The sequence below is a fragment of the Alteriqipengyuania flavescens genome (assembly GCF_030406725.1).
GTDB classification, from domain to species: Bacteria; Pseudomonadota; Alphaproteobacteria; order Sphingomonadales; family Sphingomonadaceae; genus Alteriqipengyuania_B; species Alteriqipengyuania_B flavescens.
In genome coordinates this window covers 837,624-855,183 of the sequence record NZ_CP129107.1, presented here as the reverse complement: position 1 = coordinate 855,183, position 17,560 = coordinate 837,624, and the positions used below count along the sequence as shown (strand labels likewise).

19 protein-coding genes are annotated in these 17,560 nt (G+C 66.6%); 12 read left to right on the top strand and 7 right to left on the bottom strand.

Features of this window, described 5'->3' with window-relative positions; translation table 11 throughout:
* Window positions 1–66 precede the first annotated feature (66 nt).
* Window positions 67–945, bottom strand: a complete 879-nt coding sequence (panC, locus tag QQW98_RS04505; protein WP_290136350.1) for a pantoate--beta-alanine ligase — start codon at window positions 943–945, stop codon at window positions 67–69.
* 126 nt (window positions 946–1,071) lie between these two features.
* Here panC and QQW98_RS04500 point away from each other — a divergent pair, with 126 nt between their 5' ends.
* The 4 genes from QQW98_RS04500 (at window position 1,072) to QQW98_RS04485 (ending at window position 6,246) form a co-directional block, all read left to right on the top strand.
* Complete coding sequence (locus QQW98_RS04500) at window positions 1,072–1,884, top strand: division plane positioning ATPase MipZ (protein WP_290136349.1); 813 nt, start codon at window positions 1,072–1,074, stop codon at window positions 1,882–1,884.
* A 2-nt stretch (window positions 1,885–1,886) separates the two neighbouring features.
* Window positions 1,887–2,207 (top strand): J domain-containing protein, encoded by a 321-nt coding sequence (locus tag QQW98_RS04495; protein WP_290136348.1) that lies wholly within the window; start codon window positions 1,887–1,889, stop codon window positions 2,205–2,207.
* Window positions 2,204–3,607 (top strand): phosphoglucomutase/phosphomannomutase PgmG, encoded by a 1,404-nt coding sequence (gene pgmG, locus QQW98_RS04490; protein WP_290136347.1) that lies wholly within the window; start codon window positions 2,204–2,206, stop codon window positions 3,605–3,607. The genes QQW98_RS04495 and pgmG overlap by 4 nt, the downstream gene beginning before the upstream one ends.
* Window positions 3,608–3,771: 164 nt before the next feature.
* The gene (locus QQW98_RS04485) at window positions 3,772–6,246 is read left to right on the top strand and encodes a ligase-associated DNA damage response DEXH box helicase (RefSeq protein ID WP_290136346.1); all 2,475 of its coding nucleotides are present in this window, start codon (window positions 3,772–3,774) and stop codon (window positions 6,244–6,246) included.
* A 139-nt stretch (window positions 6,247–6,385) separates the two neighbouring features.
* On the opposite strand, the gene QQW98_RS04480 is transcribed toward QQW98_RS04485, so the two are convergent.
* From QQW98_RS04480 to QQW98_RS04460, 5 genes are all read right to left on the bottom strand, one after another.
* Entirely contained in the window at window positions 6,386–6,679 is a 294-nt protein-coding gene (locus QQW98_RS04480; RefSeq protein ID WP_404800864.1) for an ExbD/TolR family protein, read from the bottom strand.
* A 163-nt stretch (window positions 6,680–6,842) separates the two neighbouring features.
* Window positions 6,843–7,307: an ExbD/TolR family protein gene (locus tag QQW98_RS04475; protein ID WP_290136345.1), complete on the bottom strand. Its 465-nt coding sequence runs from the start codon at window positions 7,305–7,307 to the stop codon at window positions 6,843–6,845.
* A gap of 45 nt (window positions 7,308–7,352) precedes the next feature.
* Window positions 7,353–7,886: an ExbD/TolR family protein gene (locus QQW98_RS04470; RefSeq protein WP_290136344.1), complete on the bottom strand. Its 534-nt coding sequence runs from the start codon at window positions 7,884–7,886 to the stop codon at window positions 7,353–7,355.
* 83 nt (window positions 7,887–7,969) lie between these two features.
* Window positions 7,970–8,791 carry a MotA/TolQ/ExbB proton channel family protein gene (locus QQW98_RS04465; protein ID WP_290136343.1) on the bottom strand — a complete coding sequence of 274 codons (822 nt, stop codon included), beginning with the start codon at window positions 8,789–8,791 and terminating at the stop codon, window positions 7,970–7,972.
* A 53-nt stretch (window positions 8,792–8,844) separates the two neighbouring features.
* Entirely contained in the window at window positions 8,845–9,552 is a 708-nt protein-coding gene (locus QQW98_RS04460; RefSeq protein WP_290136342.1) for an energy transducer TonB, read from the bottom strand.
* 328 nt (window positions 9,553–9,880) lie between these two features.
* On the opposite strand from QQW98_RS04460, the gene QQW98_RS04455 reads away from it, so the two are divergent.
* On the top strand, window positions 9,881–10,738 hold the full coding sequence (locus QQW98_RS04455; RefSeq protein WP_290136341.1) for a hypothetical protein: 858 nt from the start codon (window positions 9,881–9,883) through the stop codon (window positions 10,736–10,738).
* Between the two features lie 87 nt (window positions 10,739–10,825).
* Window positions 10,826–12,130, top strand: a complete 1,305-nt coding sequence (locus QQW98_RS04450) for a homoserine dehydrogenase (protein WP_290136861.1) — start codon at window positions 10,826–10,828, stop codon at window positions 12,128–12,130.
* Here QQW98_RS04450 and QQW98_RS04445 read toward each other — a convergent pair.
* Window positions 12,116–12,742, bottom strand: a complete 627-nt coding sequence (locus QQW98_RS04445) for a hypothetical protein (protein ID WP_290136340.1) — start codon at window positions 12,740–12,742, stop codon at window positions 12,116–12,118. The two genes, QQW98_RS04450 and QQW98_RS04445, sit on opposite strands and share 15 nt — an antisense overlap.
* Window positions 12,743–12,840: 98 nt before the next feature.
* Here QQW98_RS04445 and glpX point away from each other — a divergent pair, with 98 nt between their 5' ends.
* From glpX to rplT, 6 genes are all read left to right on the top strand, one after another.
* Window positions 12,841–13,821, top strand: coding sequence for a class II fructose-bisphosphatase (gene glpX / locus QQW98_RS04440; protein ID WP_290136339.1), 981 nt, complete (start codon window positions 12,841–12,843; stop codon window positions 13,819–13,821).
* Between the two features lie 243 nt (window positions 13,822–14,064).
* Window positions 14,065–15,000 (top strand): ribose-phosphate pyrophosphokinase, encoded by a 936-nt coding sequence (locus QQW98_RS04435; protein WP_290136338.1) that lies wholly within the window; start codon window positions 14,065–14,067, stop codon window positions 14,998–15,000.
* A 1-nt stretch (window position 15,001) separates the two neighbouring features.
* Complete coding sequence (locus tag QQW98_RS04430; RefSeq protein ID WP_290136337.1) at window positions 15,002–15,793, top strand: inositol monophosphatase family protein; 792 nt, start codon at window positions 15,002–15,004, stop codon at window positions 15,791–15,793.
* 23 nt (window positions 15,794–15,816) lie between these two features.
* On the top strand, window positions 15,817–16,578 hold the full coding sequence (locus tag QQW98_RS04425; RefSeq protein WP_290136336.1) for an SDR family NAD(P)-dependent oxidoreductase: 762 nt from the start codon (window positions 15,817–15,819) through the stop codon (window positions 16,576–16,578).
* Window positions 16,579–16,708: 130 nt separating this feature from the next.
* Window positions 16,709–16,912 carry a 50S ribosomal protein L35 gene (rpmI, locus tag QQW98_RS04420; RefSeq protein WP_290136335.1) on the top strand — a complete coding sequence of 68 codons (204 nt, stop codon included), beginning with the start codon at window positions 16,709–16,711 and terminating at the stop codon, window positions 16,910–16,912.
* Between the two features lie 135 nt (window positions 16,913–17,047).
* Window positions 17,048–17,407 (top strand): 50S ribosomal protein L20, encoded by a 360-nt coding sequence (gene rplT / locus QQW98_RS04415; protein ID WP_290136334.1) that lies wholly within the window; start codon window positions 17,048–17,050, stop codon window positions 17,405–17,407.
* Window positions 17,408–17,560: the final 153 nt, after the last annotated feature.

Here is a 17,560-nt window from a genome sequence, read left to right as displayed (position 1 = left end):
GCTCCGCTCCGGCTGCGGGGCCGCTGCGGGCGGGCGGTCGCCCTTTGTCGGCCCTGCAGGCCGATGTTACCGGCCGCTGCCCGGTCGCACCGCCATGTTGTCGATCAGGCGGGTGGTCCCGATGCGTGCAGCGACGAGCAGGCGTGCGTCTGCGCGCGGGGTCTCGGCCAGCGGCGCGAGCGACATGGCGTCGGCCAGCGTGGCGTAATCGACGCTGGCGAACCCTGCTTGCAGCAAGTGTGCCTCCAGCGCCGCCAGCGTCGCGGGAACGTCACTTCCCGCCTCGATCGCGGCAATCGCCTTGCGCATTTCGGCGGGCAGGGTCGCGGCAGACGCGCGCTGATCTGCCGAGAGGTAGCGGTTGCGGCTCGACAGGGCGAGGCCGTCTTCCTCGCGCACGGTCGGCACGCCGTGGATTGCATCGACATGCGGCATGGTAAGGTCGAGATCGCGCGCCATCCGGCGGATCACGGCGAGTTGCTGCCAGTCCTTTTCGCCGAACAGCGCCATGTCCGGGCGGACTTGCGCGAACAGCTTGTTCACCACCGTCGCCACCCCGTCGAAATGGCCGGGGCGGGAGGCCCCGCACAGCCCTTCGCTGACATCGGCGACCGCGATGGTGGTGGCAAAGCCCGCCGGGTACATCGCCTCCACCGTCGGCGCCCACAGCAGCGCGACGCCTTCGGCTTGCAGCATGGCGCTGTCCTCGGCCAGCTGGCGGGGATAGGCGTCCAGGTCCTCGTTCGGGCCGAACTGGGTCGGGTTGACGAAAATGCTGGCGACGACTGCATCGGCGCGTTTCGCCGCCTCACGCACCAGCGTCAGGTGGCCTTCGTGCAGCGCGCCCATCGTCGGCACCAGCGCCACGGTGGCGGAACTTGTCCCCGCGGCGCGCAATTCATCCACAGCCTGGCGCAGCGAAGCGAGGTCGGTGACGGTTTCCACTTGGGCAGCCCTCCTCTATGGACGTGCGAACAGGTCCTCGTCCCTAGCGGGGCGCGGGCGGGTTTCGCAATCACGCTTTCGCATCGCCCGGGGCAGGGCCGTGCGGAGGCCAGAAAGGGGAGGCCGATGGCCACCGGTAGCGCACATCGTATCGTATTCGCCAATGAGAAGGGCGGCACCGGCAAGTCGACCACCGCCGTGCACGTGGCCGTCGCGCTGTCCTACCAGGGCGCGAAGGTTGCCGCGCTGGATATCGATCCGCGCCAGCGCACGCTTTACCGCTATCTCGAAAACCGCCGCGACCTGGCGCGTGAGCGGAAGATCGAGCTGCCCGGTCCCGTTTTCGACGTGCTCGATACGACCGACACCGATGCCTATGACGCCAAGCTCTCCGAGCTGTCCGATGGCTGCGATTTCGTAATCATCGACACGCCCGGGCGCGACGATCCGGTGGCCCGCCACGCGGCGACCGACGCCGATACGCTGGTCACCCCGCTCAACGACAGCTTCGTCGATTTCGACCTCATCGGCCAGGTCGATCCCGACAATTTCAAGGTCCGCAAACTGTCCTTCTATGCCGAGCTGATCTGGGAAGCGCGCCTCAAGCGCAGCCGCGCCGGGATGGAGCAGGGGCGGCGCGCGATGGACTGGCTGGTCGTGCGCAATCGCACCGGCCATGTCGAGGCCAAGAACCAGCGCCGGCTGGACCAGGCGCTGGCCGAAATGTCGAAGCGCGTCGGTTTCCGCACCGCGCACGGCCTGTCCGAACGCGTGATCTATCGCGCCCTGTTCCCCGCCGGGCTGACGCTGCTCGACAAGGGACACCTGGGCGAGCTTGGCACCAGCCACCTCGTCGCGCGGCAGGAACTGAGGGTGCTGCTGAAAGCGCTCAATCTGCCGCAACCGGCCCATGCGGCGGCAGAGCTGGAGACGGCCTGACCGTGACCAAGCTGGTCATCATCGCCGCAGCGATCTGCATCGTGGTCCGCTGGGCGCTGGGCAAGTGGCCGTGGGAATACCTGAGCGCGCAGCCCACGCGCGGGCAGGCCGTGTTCAAGGCGCGCAAGCTGCTCGGCGTGTCGGCTACTGCCACCCACAAGGACATTCGCGCCGCCCACCGCCGCATGGCCGCACTGGTCCATCCCGACCGCGGCGGCTCAACTGCGCGTCTGCAGGAACTCAACGCTGCGCGCGACCTTTTGCTGGGCGAGCTTCCCCGCGAAGCTCCGCCACCCGACCCGACCGAGGATACCATCCCATGAGCCATACCTTCGACCCCACCACCTTGCGCGAATACGACATTCGCGGAATCGTCGGCGAAACGCTGGGCGCAGACGATGCGCGCGCCATCGGCCGCACTTTCGGCACCATGCTGCGCGCCGAAGGGGGCAAGAAAGTCGCGGTCGGGTATGACGGGCGGACAAGCTCCCCCATCCTCGAACATGCGCTGGTCGAAGGCCTCACCGCCGCCGGGTGCGACGTGCGGCGCATCGGCATGAGCGCCACGCCGATGCTCTATTACGCGGAAGCCTCAGCCGAAGAGGTGGATGGCGGCATTCAGATAACTGGCAGCCACAATCCCGCCAATTACAACGGCTTCAAGATGGTATTTCTTGGCCGGCCGTTCTTCGGCGAGGATATCCAGCGGCTCGGCCGGATGAGCGCCGCGGGCGAATGGGCCGACGGGACCGGAGAGGTCGAGAGCGTCGATATCATGGACGCCTATATCGACCGCATCCTTTCCGGACTGGACGGTATCGATGCCGATGCGCTGGCCGGGATGCGCGTCGGCTGGGATGCCGGCAACGGCGCCGCCGGCCCCGCGCTCGAAAAGCTCGCCGCGCGGCTGCCGGGCGAGCATCACCTGCTTTATACCGATGTCGATGGTGCGTTTCCCAATCATCATCCAGATCCCACTGTCGAGGCCAACCTGGCCGACCTCAAAGCCCTCGTCGCGGACAAGAACCTCGACTTCGGAGTGGCATTCGACGGCGACGGCGACCGTATCGGCGCGATCGACGGCGAAGGCCGCGTCATCTGGGGGGATCAGTTACTGATGATCTACGCCGAAGACCTCCTCGGAAAACTACCTAACAGCACGGTTATCGCCGATGTGAAGGCCAGCCGCGCCCTGTTCGACCATGTCGCGGCGCACGGCGGAAAGCCGGTGATGTGGAAGACCGGGCACAGCCTTATTAAGTCCAAAATGAAGGAAACGGCCGCGCCTCTTGCCGGGGAAATGAGCGGCCACGTGTTCTTTGCGGACGATTATTACGGTTTCGACGACGCGCTGTACGCCGGTGTGCGCCTTATCGCCGCCGCCGCGCGGCTCGGCAAGTCGGTCACGCAGCTGCGGGCCGACATGCCGGACATGATCAACACGCCGGAAATGCGCTTCCAGGTGGACGAGAGCCGCAAGTTCGCCGCCATCGACGAGGTCGCGGGCCGCATCGCCGGCAGTGACGCGAACGCCGACACGACCGACGGGGTGCGCGTCACCACCGACGACGGCTGGTGGCTGCTGCGCGCGTCGAACACGCAGGACGTCCTCGTCGCCCGCGCCGAAAGCGACAGCGAGGAAGGCCTCGCGCGGCTGATGGCGCAGATCGACGAACAGCTGGCGCTGAGCGGCCTCGAACGCGGCGAAAGCGTGGGGCACTAAGGCACTTTCCTACGCCCGTTCAGCATAGCAAAGTGGTGCCATGTTCTCGGTACGGCACCAATCCTGCTCTCCGCCCGTTTCTCCCGGCATGAGGTCCCCGCCCGCCTGCCCCCCGGATTTCCGCCAGGACCGTGTTCCAAGTGTTCCATCGGTGAGGAGCGCGCGTGGGTAGCTCCAACACCGATCCTACACCGCCGGAGATCGCGCAGTGGTTCGCAGGGCGCGGGTGGCGGGTGCGGCGGCACCAGAGCGCCATGCTGGCGGCGAGCGATGCGGGGCGCCATGCGCTGCTGGTGGCGGATACGGGCGCGGGTAAGACGCTGGCGGGCTTCCTGCCGACGCTCTCCGACTTCACGCCTTCGCGCCTTGGCGACGCCGAGCCGCCGGCAGGGCTGCACACGCTCTATGTCAGTCCGCTCAAGGCCCTCGCGCATGACGTGCAGCGCAACCTCATCGCACCGATCGAGGAAATGGGCCTGCCGATCAGGGTCGAGACGCGCAGCGGCGACACGCCGTCGGATCGCAAGCGCCGGCAGCGGGAGAAGCCGCCGCACGTCCTGCTGACCACGCCCGAGTCGCTCTCCCTGCTGCTCAGCTATCCCGACAGTTTCGAGCTGTTCGCAGGCCTCAAGCGGATCGTGATCGACGAGATCCACGCCTTCGCCACCGGCAAGCGCGGGGACTTGCTCGCGCTCTCGCTGGCGCGGTTGCAGGCCATTGCGCCCGGCCTCCGGCGCGCAGCCCTGTCGGCGACAGTGGCTAATGCGGAAGGGTTTCGCGAGTGGCTCGCCCCGTGGGGTGACCTCGATACGGTCGAACTCGTGGAAGGCGAGGAGGGCGCGCCCGCCGAGGTGGAGATCCTGCTGCCGGAAGAGGAGCGCGTGCCGTGGGGCGGCCATGCGGCGACCTGGGCCATCCCGCAGCTCTACGACCTCATCCGCCAGAACCGCACCACGCTGGTCTTCACCAACACGCGCTTCCTGGCGGAGTACATCTTCCAGCACCTGTGGGACGCGAACGGGGAGAACCTGCCCATCGGCATCCACCACGGCAGCCTGTCTAAGGAGGCGCGCCGCAAGGTGGAAGGGGCGATGGCGCGCGGCGAGCTGCGCGCGCTGGTGGCGACGGCCAGCCTCGATCTCGGCGTCGACTGGGGCGACATCGACCTCGTCGTGCAGATGGGCGCGCCCAAGGGCTCCAGCCGCCTGCTGCAACGCATCGGCCGCGCCAACCACCGCCTCGACCAGCCGAGCCGCGCGCTGCTCGTGCCCGGCAACCGGTTCGAGTTCCTCGAAGCGACCGCGGCCAAGGAGGCGGTCGACGAGGGCCGGCGCGACGGCGAGGACTTCCGCCCCGGCGGGCTCGACGTGCTCGCCCAGCACGTGATGGCCTGCGCCTGCGCGGCCCCGTTCGAAGAGGCTGCGCTGCTGGCCGAAGTCCGCTCCAGCCTCGCCTATGCGTGGGTGGACGAGGCGGTGTGGCAGCGCGTGCTCGGCTTCGTGGCCACCGGCGGCTATGCGCTTAAGGCCTACGACCGGTTCCAGCGCATCACGCGTGACAGGGCCGGCATGTGGCGTCTGACCCATCCGGAAATGGCAGCGAAGCATCGGCTCAATGCCGGGATCATCATCGATTCCGAGATGCTGGAGGTGCGCTTCCGCAACGGGCGGTCGCTCGGCCGGGTGGAGGAACGCTTCGCGGCGCAGCTATCGCCGGGCGACACGTTCTTCTTTTCCGGCACGAGCCTGGAAGTCGAACAGATCCGCGACATGGAGGTGATCGTCCGTGCGTCGAAGGAATCTGCGATGATCCCCTCCTATGGCGGCGCGCGCATGCCGCTGACCACGCATTTGGCAGACCGGGTGCAGGCGATGCTGGACGACCGGGCCGGCTGGGGCCGCTTCCCGGACGACGTGCGCGAATGGCTCGAGGTGCAGGACTGGCGCAGCGAAATGCCCGCGCCGGGCCGGCTGCTGGTGGAAAGCTTCCCCCATGCGAAGCGGCACTACAGCGTCTATTACACCTTCGCCGGTTGGAACGCGAACCAGTCGCTCGGCATGCTGGTGACCAAGCGGATGGAGGATCGCGGGCTCAAGCCGCTGGGTTTCAACGCCAACGATTATTGCCTTGCCGTGTGGGGCCTTCGCCCGGTGACCGAACACGCGCCGCTGCTGTCGCCCGACATCCTGGCCGACGAGTTCGTCGACTGGGTCCAGCAGTCGCATTTGCTGCGCCGCGCCTTTCGGGAGGTTGCGGTGATAGGGGGCCTCGTGGAGCGCCAGCACCCGGGCAAGCGCAAGACCGGCAAGCAGGTCACGTTTTCGACCGACCTGATCTACGACGTGCTGCGGAAGTACGAGCCGGACCACGTCCTGCTGGAAGCCGCCTGGGCCGATGCCCGCACGCTGATGACCGACGTCGGGCGGCTGGGCGACGTGCTCGATCATGCGGCGGAGCGACTGGTCCATGTCGAACTCGACCGGGTCAGCCCGCTCGCGGTGCCGATCATGGTAATGATCGGACGGGAAAGCACCCCGCAGGGCTCTGCCGACGACGAATTGCTACTGGAGGCGGAAAGCCTCGCCGCCTCAGCCATGCGGCCGGAGCGGCCGGAGCGACCGGAGGTTGACAAGAACTAGCCGTGCTTGCGCTTATTCGGCGGCAGCGGCGAACTGGCGGTTCGTTGCCGACGAAGCCGAAATTGCTCACCCCGCTCGCCTTCACCAGCCGCAGCGTGCGAGCGGCAGCGTTGTAGGGCGCATCGGCGAAGGCCTCGAACTACAATTCGGGCGCGGGTCGCATCGACTTGGTGTCTTGCAGCGCCTGCATCAGGCCGGCCTCTCCGGTCGGCTCGCCGTTCCAAAGGAGGGCGCCGTCGGTCGTGATGACAACCTTGTTCTTGATCGGATCGATCGGGATGACGGGCGGCGTCCCGTCGGCACCGATATCGATATCGACCGAGTGGGTGGCGACCGGGATGGTGATAATGAACATGACCAGGAGGACCAGCAGCACGTCGATCAGCGGCGTGGTGTTCATCTCGCCCATCGTGCCGGATCGCGTGTCGGTCATCGCTCACCTCCCACATTGGATGTAATAACGTATTATATGGGGTGGCGAATGCATCGGGGCTGTTTGGAGCGCGATGCGTCGGCCTCGGACGAACGTCACATGCGGCGCGCAACAAAAAGGGCGGCCGAAGCCGCCCTTCCCGGTGTTTCTCTGGTCGCGGAGCCTAGTTGGCGCCGCCCACGGGGTTGGCGGGGCCACCCGTGCCGAAGTTGCGATACTGTTCGTTGCCGACGAAGCCGAACTTGCTCACGCCGGACGTCTTGATGATCTGCAGGACCTTGGCCGCCCGGTCATAACTTGCGGCCGGATAGGGTTCGTACTGCAGTTCCGGCTCGACTTCGAAACGAAGCGTTTCCGCGAGAAGGTTCACCAGCTGCTGCTGGTTGATCTCGTCACCGTTCCACAGGATGCGGTCGTCTTCGGTCAGCAGGATCTTGTTCTTGATCGGATCCGGCTGGTCCGGGAGCGGCTGGTCGTTCGGCACCGGCATGTCGATGTCGACCGAGTGCGTCGCCACGGGAATGGTGATGATGAACATGATGAGGAGAACGAGCATGACGTCGATCAACGGCGTCGTGTTCATTTCCATCATCGGGCTGCCATCGTCCTTGCCGCCTGACATTGCCATGGGGTGTTACTCCTTAACTCTTTCTATCCGTACCGTATGCGCGGCTTAGATGCCGGGCTCGGTCGGATTGGAAATGAAGCCGACGACCGGAAAACCGGCTGCCTGCACCTGGTAGATCGTGCCTGCGATGCAGCGCCAAGGTGCGTTTGCGTCGCCGCGGATGTGGACCTGCGGAATACGCTCCGGGTCTTCGACCAAGGCTTCCACGCTACCTGCCTGCTCGATCAGATTGTCGATGCGGCCGACGGCACGCTCGTAAAGCTGGGTCGAATCCACCGGCGCGATATTGTTGAAGTAGACGCGGCAATCGCCATTGCGCGAGGCGCCCTGGTAACCCGGCTCGCCGGCGCTGCGGCCGGCATCGTCGGTGGTGCTGACGGTCAGCTGCAGATTTTCCACCTTGTCCTTCGATTCGATCGACTCGAACACCGGGATATTCAGCTTTTCGATCGTCTGGATGGCGACAGGAACGGCGATGAGAAAGATGATCAGGAGCACCAGCATGACGTCCACGAGTGGCGTCGTGTTGATGTCCGACATCGGCGTCTCTTCACCGCCGCCGCCCATTGAAATTGCCATGGTTTTCGTCCTGTCTCAAAACTTCGTTTTGTCGGGAGAGGGCGGCTCATGGCCGCCCTCTCATCGCAATTGACGAGGCGCCGTTATGCCTTCGGCTTGGTCGTCGTGGTCGTCGTGGTCGTCGCCGGACGGGCTGCCGTCGCCGTGGTCGGCTTCGTGGCAGCTGCCTTGCCGGCTGCCTGGGTCGACGTAGCGGTCATCACCTTCGGCTTCACCGCACCGTTCGAAGTGATGTTGGCCATCAGTTCGTTCGAGAAACCGCTGAGCATCGCGGCGATGCGACGGTTGCGGCTCTGCAGCCAGTTGTAGGCAAGCACGGCCGGCACGGCCACGAGCAGGCCGATGGCGGTCATGATCAGCGCTTCACCGACGGGGCCGGCAACCTTGTCGATCGAGGCCGAACCGGCGAGGCCGATGTTGATGAGAGCGCGGTAGATACCGATCACCGTACCGAGCAGGCCGACGAACGGTGCCGTTGCACCGACCGATGCGAGGAACGGCAGGCCGCCGGCGAGCTTCGCGTTGATCGCTGCTTCGCTGCGAGCCATCGAGCCGTGCAGCCAGTCGTGGGCTTCCACGTCGTCGGTCATCTTGGCGTGTTCCGACTTGGCTTCACGCGCATCGTCGACAAGCTGGCGCCAGGCACTGTTCTTTTCGAGCTTCGTCGCACCTTCGTCGATGCTGCCCGCACGCCAGAACTTGGAGCGGGTGTCCTTGTACTGGTTCATCACCTTCTGCTGTTCGAACAGCTTGGTGAACAGGATGTAAAAGGAACCGACCGACATGATCACAAGGACGCCGAAGATGGCCCAGGCGATCGGACCGCCCTGTTCCATGGCTTCCCAGAAACCGAACTGGTTCTTCACTTCTTCACCGCCTGCGGCGGCCATGATTTCGATAAGCATTGCGAATTTCCTCTCAGAAAATTGAATTCGTAAATCTAGCTACGCCGCCGCCATCAACGCGGGATCTGGTAGCGAATGGCGGTACTGTAGGACGACGAGATCGGCTGACCCGCGTCGTTCAGGGCCGGTTTGAAGCGAGCATAGCGTTCCATCCCGCGACAGGCCGCATCGTCCAGCGCGCTGGAGCCCGAAGACCCGGTCACGCTGCAACTTTCCACCCGACCGTTCGAGCCGACACGAACGGTGAGCCGGACGGTACCCTCGTCGCCGGCACGAAGGGCGCGCGAAGGATAGTTGCTCTGGATCTGGCCTGCCCAGCGCCCTTGGTTGTCCGGCTGCACACCACGTGCCTGAGAAGGCGGCGGGGGCGGGGGCGGAGGAGGAGGCGGCGGAGGCGGTGGCGGCGGCGGACCCGGAGGCGGGCCCGGAGGCGGCGCGGAGCTGGCCGGAGGCCGCGGCGGCGGCGATTCCGACGTCGTCTGGCGATCGGGCTGCGCCCGATTAATCTGCGTCGGCGGCGGCGGCACGGTGACTGGCGGCGGCACCGTTTCCGGCGGCGGCTCGTCCGGCGGCGGCGGCTCTTCCGTCGGCTCGGGTTCCGGCTCTTCGATATCCACCGTGGTCACACGTTCGATCACGTTCTTCGCCGCAGAAAGGGCGAGGCCGCTGATCAAGACGTAACCGACGAGGATATGGATGAGCGCAACGATAATGATCGAGACAATCTTGTTCCCGCTCATCTGTTGGTCAGCATAAGCCATTCAGTTGCATCACTCCATTGCCAATCCCAAGGACCCAACGCGTTTGGTCGAGTCGGGGAGATAACATCCCCTTCTGCCGTCTCCGAGTCTAGCGAGAATGTCCGCGAAGGCGGCGCAATCCAACTCCCCGAAGGCCGCGATGGCCCGGCCCGAAGCCCTTGTACGTCCCGGCTCCGGACGGGCGCCCCTTAGCGGGATAGCTCGCGGCAACGCAAACGGTTTATCGAAAGGTTAACGCGCGCCGGTCCGCTTTGAAGGCCGTCTTTACTCGCAACCTCCTGCACGCCAGATAGGTTCCGTTCATCGCCGTCCCGTTACCGGAGAGACCATGCCCAAGCGCCTTTTCAACCTGCTCGCCCTTCCGCCGCTGGCTCTCGCAGTTTCTGCCTGCATCGGCGGGGGCGGCGACGAGATCCGCAGCCTGCCGCCGGTCGCGGCGGGCCCGGCGCCGACCTACGCCGATTTCGTCACCTATGGCGAAGCGGCGGATCTGGTCGCGGTGGTCAATATCGCCGAGGCGGTCGCGCTGAAGCCGGAGCGCGCGCCGAATGTCGCGCCAGGCATGGTGCGCTTCTACGTCGAGGGGGAGACGCAGCGGCTGCTGTATTCGCAGGCACCGGTGGGCGAAGTCCTTACCTATCTCGTCGACCTGCCGCTGGATGCCGAAGGCGAACCTCCCAAGATCGAAAAGGCTCCGGTCATCGTCTTCGCAAAGGTGGGGCGCGTTCCGGGCGAAATCCAGCTGATCGCGCCCGATGCGCAGCTTCCGGCAACGCCGAGCCTGATCGAGCAGACCTTGGCTGTGATGTCCCAGCTGAGCGCCGCGGACGCGCCGCCGCGCGTGTCGGGCGTGCGCGACGTGCTGTCCGTGCCTGGCAACCTGGCCGGCGAATCGGAGACGCAAATTTTCTTTGCGAGCCCCGACGACGCCACGGTCACCGCGACGATCCTGCGCCGCCCGGGGCAGCAGCCGCGCTGGGGCGTGTCATGGAGCGAGATCGTCGATCAGTCGGCGGCGGCGCCCGCCAATGGCACTCTCGAGTGGTATCGCCTCGCCTGCAGCCTCCCGGATAGCCTGCCGTCCGGCGTTTTGCTGACCGAAAGCGCGCAGGACCGTGCGCGGGCCGAATCCGACTACCGCGTCGTGCGCGACGGTCTTGGGCCCTGTCTGCGCAACCGCACCTAGCCATCTCACTAGCTTAACTGTCTCGCCATCGGGCGCGGCTGCGCTATGGGCGAGGCGATGACGATGGCCGACGGAATGATCGACGACATGACACAACCGCTCAGGATCGGGCTTGCCGGCCTCGGCACGGTCGGGGTGGGGTTGCTGCGCCTGATCGAAGGGAACAGCGCGCTTCTGGCCGAACGTGGCGGCGTTTCGCTGGCGGTGACTGCGGTATCCGCCAGGGAGCGGGGACGGGATCGCGGTGTCGACCTGTCGGGCTTCGCCTGGGAAAACGACATGACGGCGCTTGCTGCGCGCGGCGATGTCGACGTGGTGGTGGAAGTGGTCGGCGGGTCGTCCGGCGCCGCGCTCGATCTCGCGCGGGCCACGCTCGGCGCCGGCAAGGCCTTCGTCACGGCGAACAAGGCGCTGATCGCCGAGCACGGGCACGAGCTTGCCCAGCTTGCCGAAGCCAACGATGCCGCGCTTCTTTTCGAGGCGGCGGTTGCGGGCGGGATCCCGGTGGTGAAGGGGCTGCGTGAAGGCGCGGCGGCCAACCGGGTCGAGCGGCTCTACGGCATCCTCAACGGGACCAGCAATTTCATCCTCAGCGAGATGGAAACGAGCGGGCGCGCCTTTGCCGACGTCCTCGGCGAGGCGCAAGAGAAGGGCTACGCCGAGGCGGACCCCAGCTTCGACATCGGCGGGATTGACGCGGCGCACAAGCTCGCCATCCTCGCCGCGATCGGTTTCGGCACGCAGCTCGATTTCGCCGGCGTGAAGACGGAGGGGATCGACCGGTTGCGCCCTGCCGACGTGGCGGAAGCGGCGCGGCTCGGCCACGTCATCCGCCTCGTCGCCATGGCGCGGCCGAGCGGCGGGGCAGAAGGCGCATTGCTGCAGAAGGTCGCTCCGATGCTGGTCCCGCTCGGTCATCCGCTGGCCCATGTGACCGGCCCGACCAACGCGGTGGTGGTGGAAGGCGATTTCGCCGGCCGCCTGCTGTTCCAGGGTGCGGGCGCGGGGGCCGAGCCGACGGCGAGCGCGGTGGCTGCTGACCTGGTCGATCTCGCGCGTGGCATGACCGGCCCGGCCTTCGCTGTGCCGACGGATCGGCTGATGGAGGCCCGGCGCGCCGACCACGGCGCCAACGAGGCGCGCTTCTACCTGCGCTTCAGCGTCTACGACCGGCCCGGCGTGCTGGCCGAACTGACCGCCGCGATGCGCGATGCCGGGGTGTCGATCGAAACGATGATGCAGCGCGGCCAGTCGGCCGACGGCGGCGAGGTACTGGTGATGATGGTCTCGCACCACGGCCGCGAAAGCTGCGTGCGCGATGCGCTCGAAGCGCTCGGCGGATCGGACGTGTTGACCGACGCGCCGCTGGCGCTGCAGTTACTCGCCGACTGATCCGTCCTCGTCTTCCGGCTCAGCCGGCGCTTCTTCGTCAGCCTCTTGTGGGGTGCCGGTCTCGTTGCCTAGCGGCGGCAGGCCGCGCGCGATCCGGTCGGCGTCGGACCCGGCGGGGGCCATCGGCAAGGCGGTAACGTCGATGAAACGCGGCAGGGCCTTCGGGCAGGACAGCGGCAGGCAAACGCCGCTGATGGTCGGCTTTCCGCGAAAGATGCCGGGGCCCGCAATGTCGGGTGCATGGTCGGGCGCGCCGAACGCGCCCTGCGTATTGGTTTCGCGGGCATATCGCGCCTGTGCGTCCTTGCGCGACATCGTCCGGTACTGGGACTGGTCGGCCACCTCGCCGCACACCACGATCTCCTCGCGCACGATCGCCGCCTCCTGCTGCCTGCGGCATTCCTCCTGCTGGGCAGGGGTGGCGGCATCGGCGGGAAGCTCGGTCCGGTCGTCCTGAGTCAGGTCGATTTCGTCGGGCGGCGCGGCGCGATAGACGCCAAGGCTCTCCACTGTGCCCGGTTCCGGCGGGGCGTCGAGGTCCTGTGCCAGCGCCGGTGAATGCAACAGAAGAAGGGGCAGGGCTGCCAGCGGGGCCAACCGGTCAATTCGCACGCTCGACTTTCCCCTCGCCTCTGGCTAAGCGCCGCGGCACCGGCCATGAATAGCTATGCACGCTGCCGTGGCCCTCTGCCAGAACGGGTGAATTGCCAATGAATAAGACCACCGCGTCCAGCGTCCTCGACCGTGTCCTCGTGCTCGAAATGGTCCGGGTGACGGAATCGGCCGCCATCGCCGCGAGCAAGCTGATCGGCCGCGGCGACGAAAAGGCGGCCGACGCCGCTGCGGTGGAGGCCATGCGCGCCGCGTTCGACGAGCTTTACATGGACGGCACGGTGGTCATCGGGGAAGGCGAGCGTGACGAGGCGCCGATGCTCTATATCGGCGAAAAGGTCGGCGGCGCGCCCGGCAAGGGCCCGAAGATCGACATCGCGCTCGACCCGCTCGAAGGCACCACGATCACGGCCAAGGCCGGCCCCAACGCGCTTGCCGTGCTGGCCGCGGCGGAGGAAGGCTGCCTGCTCAACGCGCCCGATACCTACATGGAAAAGATCGCGGTCGGCCCCGGCTATCCCGAGGGCGTGATCGACCTCGCCAGATCGCCCACCGAGAATGTGAAGGCGGTCGCGGCGGCCAAGGGCGTCGAGCCCTCCGGGATTATCGTCTGCGTGCTCGACCGGCCGCGCCACGCCAATATCATCGCCGAACTGCGCGAGCTGGGCTGCGGGGTCGTGCTGATCGGCGACGGGGACGTTGCCGGCGTCATCGCGACGACGGACGAGGACACGACCATCGATATGTACATGGGCACCGGCGGGGCGCCTGAAGGCGTGCTGGCCGCCGCCGCCCTGCGCTGCGTCGGCGGCCAGTTCAACGGCCGCCTGGTCTTCCGCAACGAGGACGAAAAGGCGCGCGCCCGCAAATGGGGCATCCCCGACAGCGACTTCGACCGCATCTACAAGCTGGAAGACCTCGCCCGCGGCGACTGCATCTTTGCCGCCACCGGCGTGACCGACGGATCGCTGCTCGACGGGGTAAAGCGCCGACGCGGCGGGCTGATGACGACCGAAAGCGTGGTCATGCGCGCCTCGTCCGGCACGGTGCGGTGGATAAAGGGCGAGCACCGCGTCTGACGCAAGCGGGCGAGAGCCGGGTGTCCGATTTCCGGGCGACAGTCCTGCGCACTGCTGGCGAAAGCGTGCGCTGGATCAAGGGCGAACACCGCGTCTGACGCGGGCGGGTGCCCTCGCTGGACAAGGGGCGAGCAACCCATCCGAACGCCCTCGCGGCGGGGAAAGCGGGCGGCGGGCGGTTGCAATAGCCGGCCCCGCGCCTAAGCCCGTCGGCACACCCATACCCTACGGAGATTCGCAGACATGAAGATCATGGCCGGCAATTCGAACCTGCCGCTCGCCCGGGCCATCGCCGGCTATCTGGAAATGCCGCTGACCGATGCCAGCGTGCGCCGCTTCGCCGACGAAGAGATCTTCATCGAAATCCACGAGAACGTGCGCGGCGAGGACGTTTTCCTGGTCCAGTCGACCAGTTTCCCGGCCAACGACCACCTCATGGAACTGCTGATCGGCATCGATGCGCTCAAGCGAGCCTCGGCCAAGCGGATCACTGCGGTGGTGCCCTATTTCGGCTATGCCAGGCAGGACCGCAAACCCGGCCCGCGCACGCCGATCTCGGCCAAGCTGGTGGCAAACCTGATTACCGAAGCCGGGGCCGACCGCGTGCTGTCGGTGGACCTGCACGCGGGGCAGATCCAGGGCTTCTTCGATATCCCGACCGACAACCTCTACGCAGCGCCCGTGATGGCAGCCGACATCCAGGCGCGCTACGGCGACCAGGACCTTATGGTTGTCTCCCCCGATGTCGGCGGCGTGGTGCGCGCACGGGCGCTCGCCAAGCGGCTCGACAACGCGCCGCTCGCTATCGTCGACAAACGCCGCGACCGTCCGGGCGAAAGCGAAGTGATGAACATCATCGGCGACGTGAAGGGCCGGCACTGCATCCTGATCGATGATATCGTCGATTCGGGCGGCACGCTGTGCAACGCGGCGCAGGCGCTGCTGGACGAAGGCGCATCGAGCGTGGCGGCCTACATCACCCACGGCGTGCTGTCTGGCGGCGCGGTGGCCCGCGTGGACAAGAGTGCGCTGAAGGAACTCGTCATCACCGACACGATCCGGGCGACCGATGCGGCGGACGATTCGCAGCGCATCCGCACGCTCACCGTCGCCCCGCTGCTGGGCGAAGCCATGCGCCGCATCGCCGACGAGGCCAGCGTCTCCAGCCTGTTCGACTGAAATGGCGACTGCCGACGATCTGAAGCTGGCGCACCGTCTCGCCGATGCGGCGGGCGAAGCGATCCGTCCGCTGTTCCGCGGCGAATGGTCGCACGAGCGCAAGGCCGACCGCTCTCCGGTGACCGAAGCCGACAAGGCGGCCGAGGCGGCCATTCGCGCCATCCTGGAAGCCGAGCGGCCCGGTGACGGTATCCTCGGTGAGGAATACGGGCTTTCCAACGAAGGCGCCGGGCGCCGCTGGGTGCTCGACCCGATCGACGGGACGATCAGCTTCATGGCCGGTCGGCCGATCTTCGGCACGCTGATCGCGCTGGTGCAGGACGGCTGGCCCGTCCTCGGCATCATCGACCAGGCGGTCGCAAGGGAGCGCTGGGCCGGTCGCATCGGGGAAGGGACGAGTTTCAACGGCAAGCCGGTCCGCACTCGAAGCTGCGCCGCACTGGAAGGCGCCGTGTTGGCAACCAGCAGCCCGCATTATTTCAACGCCGGCCAGGCGGAACCGTACATGCGGCTGGCCGGCGCGATCGGAGGCAATGTCCGCCAGGGGACGATCGTCTACGGCGGCGATTGCTACAATTACGGCCTGCTTGCCGGCGGCCATCTCGACATCGTGTGCGAAGCCGGGCTGGCCATCTACGATTATGCCGCACTGGTCCCCATCGTGGAGGGCGCCGGCGGGACGATGAGCGACTGGCAGGGCAACCCGCTCGATGCGGACAGCGACGGCACCGTCCTCGCGCTCGGCGATCCCGCGCGGCTAGACGATGTGCTGGAGGCGATGGGGCACTCCTGACCGGCTCGTTCGTTGGGCTGACCATGACCACGAAAACGATCTGCATCACCGGCGCGGGCAACGGCATCGGCCGCGGCTGCGCAGTCCATTTCCTCGGCCTCGGCTGGCGCGTCGCGGCGCTCGACAAGGACGGGGACGCGCTGGCCGAACTTTCGGCAGCCTATCCGCAAGCGCAATTGCTCACCCATGCCTGCGACGTGGGGCGGGAAAGCACGACCAGGAAGGCTTTCACCGCCGTCGACGCCTGGCTCGATGGCGAGGCGCTGGGCGTGCTGGTGAACAACGCCGGGATCGCCGATCCCTATGCAGGAAAGCTGGAGGACCTGTCGCTGGAAAGCTGGCAGGGCTGGATCGACGCGAGCCTGACCGCCGCCTTCCTGTGCAGCCGCGAGGCCCTGCCGTTGCTGCGGCGCGGCGACGGGGCGAGCATCGCCAATATCTCCTCCACCCGCGCATTGATGAGCGAGGAGAACACCTTTGCCTATAGCGCGGCGAAAGGCGGCGTATCCGCGCTCACTCACGCGCTCGCCGTCTCGCTCGGGCCGGAAGTGCGCGCCAACGCGATCCTTCCGGGATGGATCGAAACCGGCCCGTGGCAGAAGGAAGGCGAGCGCAGCGAGGCCGGGCATTCCAAGACCGCGAAGTCGCAGCATCCCGCCGGACGGGTCGGCACGGTGGCGGACATCGCGGAGGCGGTCGAATGGCTTGCCGGCGCAGGCTTCGTGACCGGACAGCAGATCGTCATCGACGGCGGGATGACGGTCAAGATGATCTACGACGCCTGACGGGCGCAGGCCTTGCATTTCGCGCAGCATCCGCTAGATGCGCGCCCTTCACCGACACGTGATTCATCTGCCGGTCTGGCCGTTAGGGCTGCCAGGGCTGGTTCGGACGTGTCTCTGACAGGAGATGAAAATGCCCAAGCTCAAGACCAAGAGCGGTGTGAAGAAACGCTTCAAGATCACCGCTAACGGCAAGGTCAAGCACGGTGTCGCCGGCAAGCGCCACCGCCTGATCAGCCACAATGCGAAGTACATCCGCCAGAACCGCGGCACCGACGTTCTCGCCAAGTGCGACGTCAAGGCCGTGAAGAAATGGGCCCCTTACGGGCTGGATTGATATTGGGCGGCTAACGCCGCTGCCGGGCCTACCCTCGCCCCCGCCCTTCCACCCTGAGCCTGCCGGGTATCATCCGGGTGGAAGGGCGGGGGCGAGGGCAGGCCCGGACCATGTGACTGATTAAGGAACAGAATTATGCCTCGCATCAAACGCGGCGTTACCACGCGCCAGAAGCACAAGCGGCTGTTGGACCAGGCCAAGGGCTATCGCGGCCGCCGCAAGAACACCATCCGCGTCGCGCGCCAGGCGGTCGAAAAGGCCGGCCAGTACGCCTATCGCGACCGCAAGGTTAAGAAGCGCAACTTCCGCGCCCTGTGGATCCAGCGCATCAACGCGGCTGTCCGCGCCGAAGGCCTGACCTATTCGCAGTTCATCCACGGCACCAAGCTTGCCGGGATCGAGCTCGACCGCAAGGTGATGGCCGACCTCGCCATGAATGAGGGCGCAGCCTTTAAGACGATCATCAAGCAGGCCAAGGACGCTCTCCCGGCCTAAGCCGGGAGAGGGTCAGCCTGCCCCGGACCCGATCCGGGGCGCTTCCCGCCTGATTGATGTCGTCCTGACGGACTACGGCACGAAGCGCTGCTCCTGCCAAGGCGGGGGTGGCGCTTCTTCGTATTGGACCGTAACGAACCAACCTGACACCGG

Bases quoted from the DNA above. Each gene is read 5' to 3' on its own strand.
- glpX (WP_290136339.1), top strand. From the start codon at position 12,841: ATGAATAAGACCACCGCGTCCAGCGTCCTCGACCGTGTCCTCGTGCTC.
- rplT (WP_290136334.1), top strand. From the start codon at position 17,048: ATGCCTCGCATCAAACGCGGCGTTACCACGCGCCAGAAGCACAAGCGG.
- QQW98_RS04500 (WP_290136349.1), top strand. From the start codon at position 1,072: ATGGCCACCGGTAGCGCACATCGTATCGTATTCGCCAATGAGAAGGGC.
- QQW98_RS04435 (WP_290136338.1), top strand. From the start codon at position 14,065: ATGAAGATCATGGCCGGCAATTCGAACCTGCCGCTCGCCCGGGCCATC.
- QQW98_RS04475 (WP_290136345.1), bottom strand. From the start codon at position 7,307: ATGGCAATGTCAGGCGGCAAGGACGATGGCAGCCCGATGATGGAAATG.
- QQW98_RS04430 (WP_290136337.1), top strand. From the start codon at position 15,002: ATGGCGACTGCCGACGATCTGAAGCTGGCGCACCGTCTCGCCGATGCG.
- QQW98_RS04450 (WP_290136861.1), top strand. From the start codon at position 10,826: ATGACACAACCGCTCAGGATCGGGCTTGCCGGCCTCGGCACGGTCGGG.
- QQW98_RS04460 (WP_290136342.1), bottom strand. From the start codon at position 9,552: ATGGCTTATGCTGACCAACAGATGAGCGGGAACAAGATTGTCTCGATC.
- QQW98_RS04465 (WP_290136343.1), bottom strand. From the start codon at position 8,791: ATGCTTATCGAAATCATGGCCGCCGCAGGCGGTGAAGAAGTGAAGAAC.
- rpmI (WP_290136335.1), top strand. From the start codon at position 16,709: ATGCCCAAGCTCAAGACCAAGAGCGGTGTGAAGAAACGCTTCAAGATC.
- QQW98_RS04480 (WP_404800864.1), bottom strand. From the start codon at position 6,679: ATGACCGACACGCGATCCGGCACGATGGGCGAGATGAACACCACGCCG.
- QQW98_RS04425 (WP_290136336.1), top strand. From the start codon at position 15,817: ATGACCACGAAAACGATCTGCATCACCGGCGCGGGCAACGGCATCGGC.
- pgmG (WP_290136347.1), top strand. From the start codon at position 2,204: ATGAGCCATACCTTCGACCCCACCACCTTGCGCGAATACGACATTCGC.
- QQW98_RS04455 (WP_290136341.1), top strand. From the start codon at position 9,881: ATGCCCAAGCGCCTTTTCAACCTGCTCGCCCTTCCGCCGCTGGCTCTC.
- QQW98_RS04470 (WP_290136344.1), bottom strand. From the start codon at position 7,886: ATGGCAATTTCAATGGGCGGCGGCGGTGAAGAGACGCCGATGTCGGAC.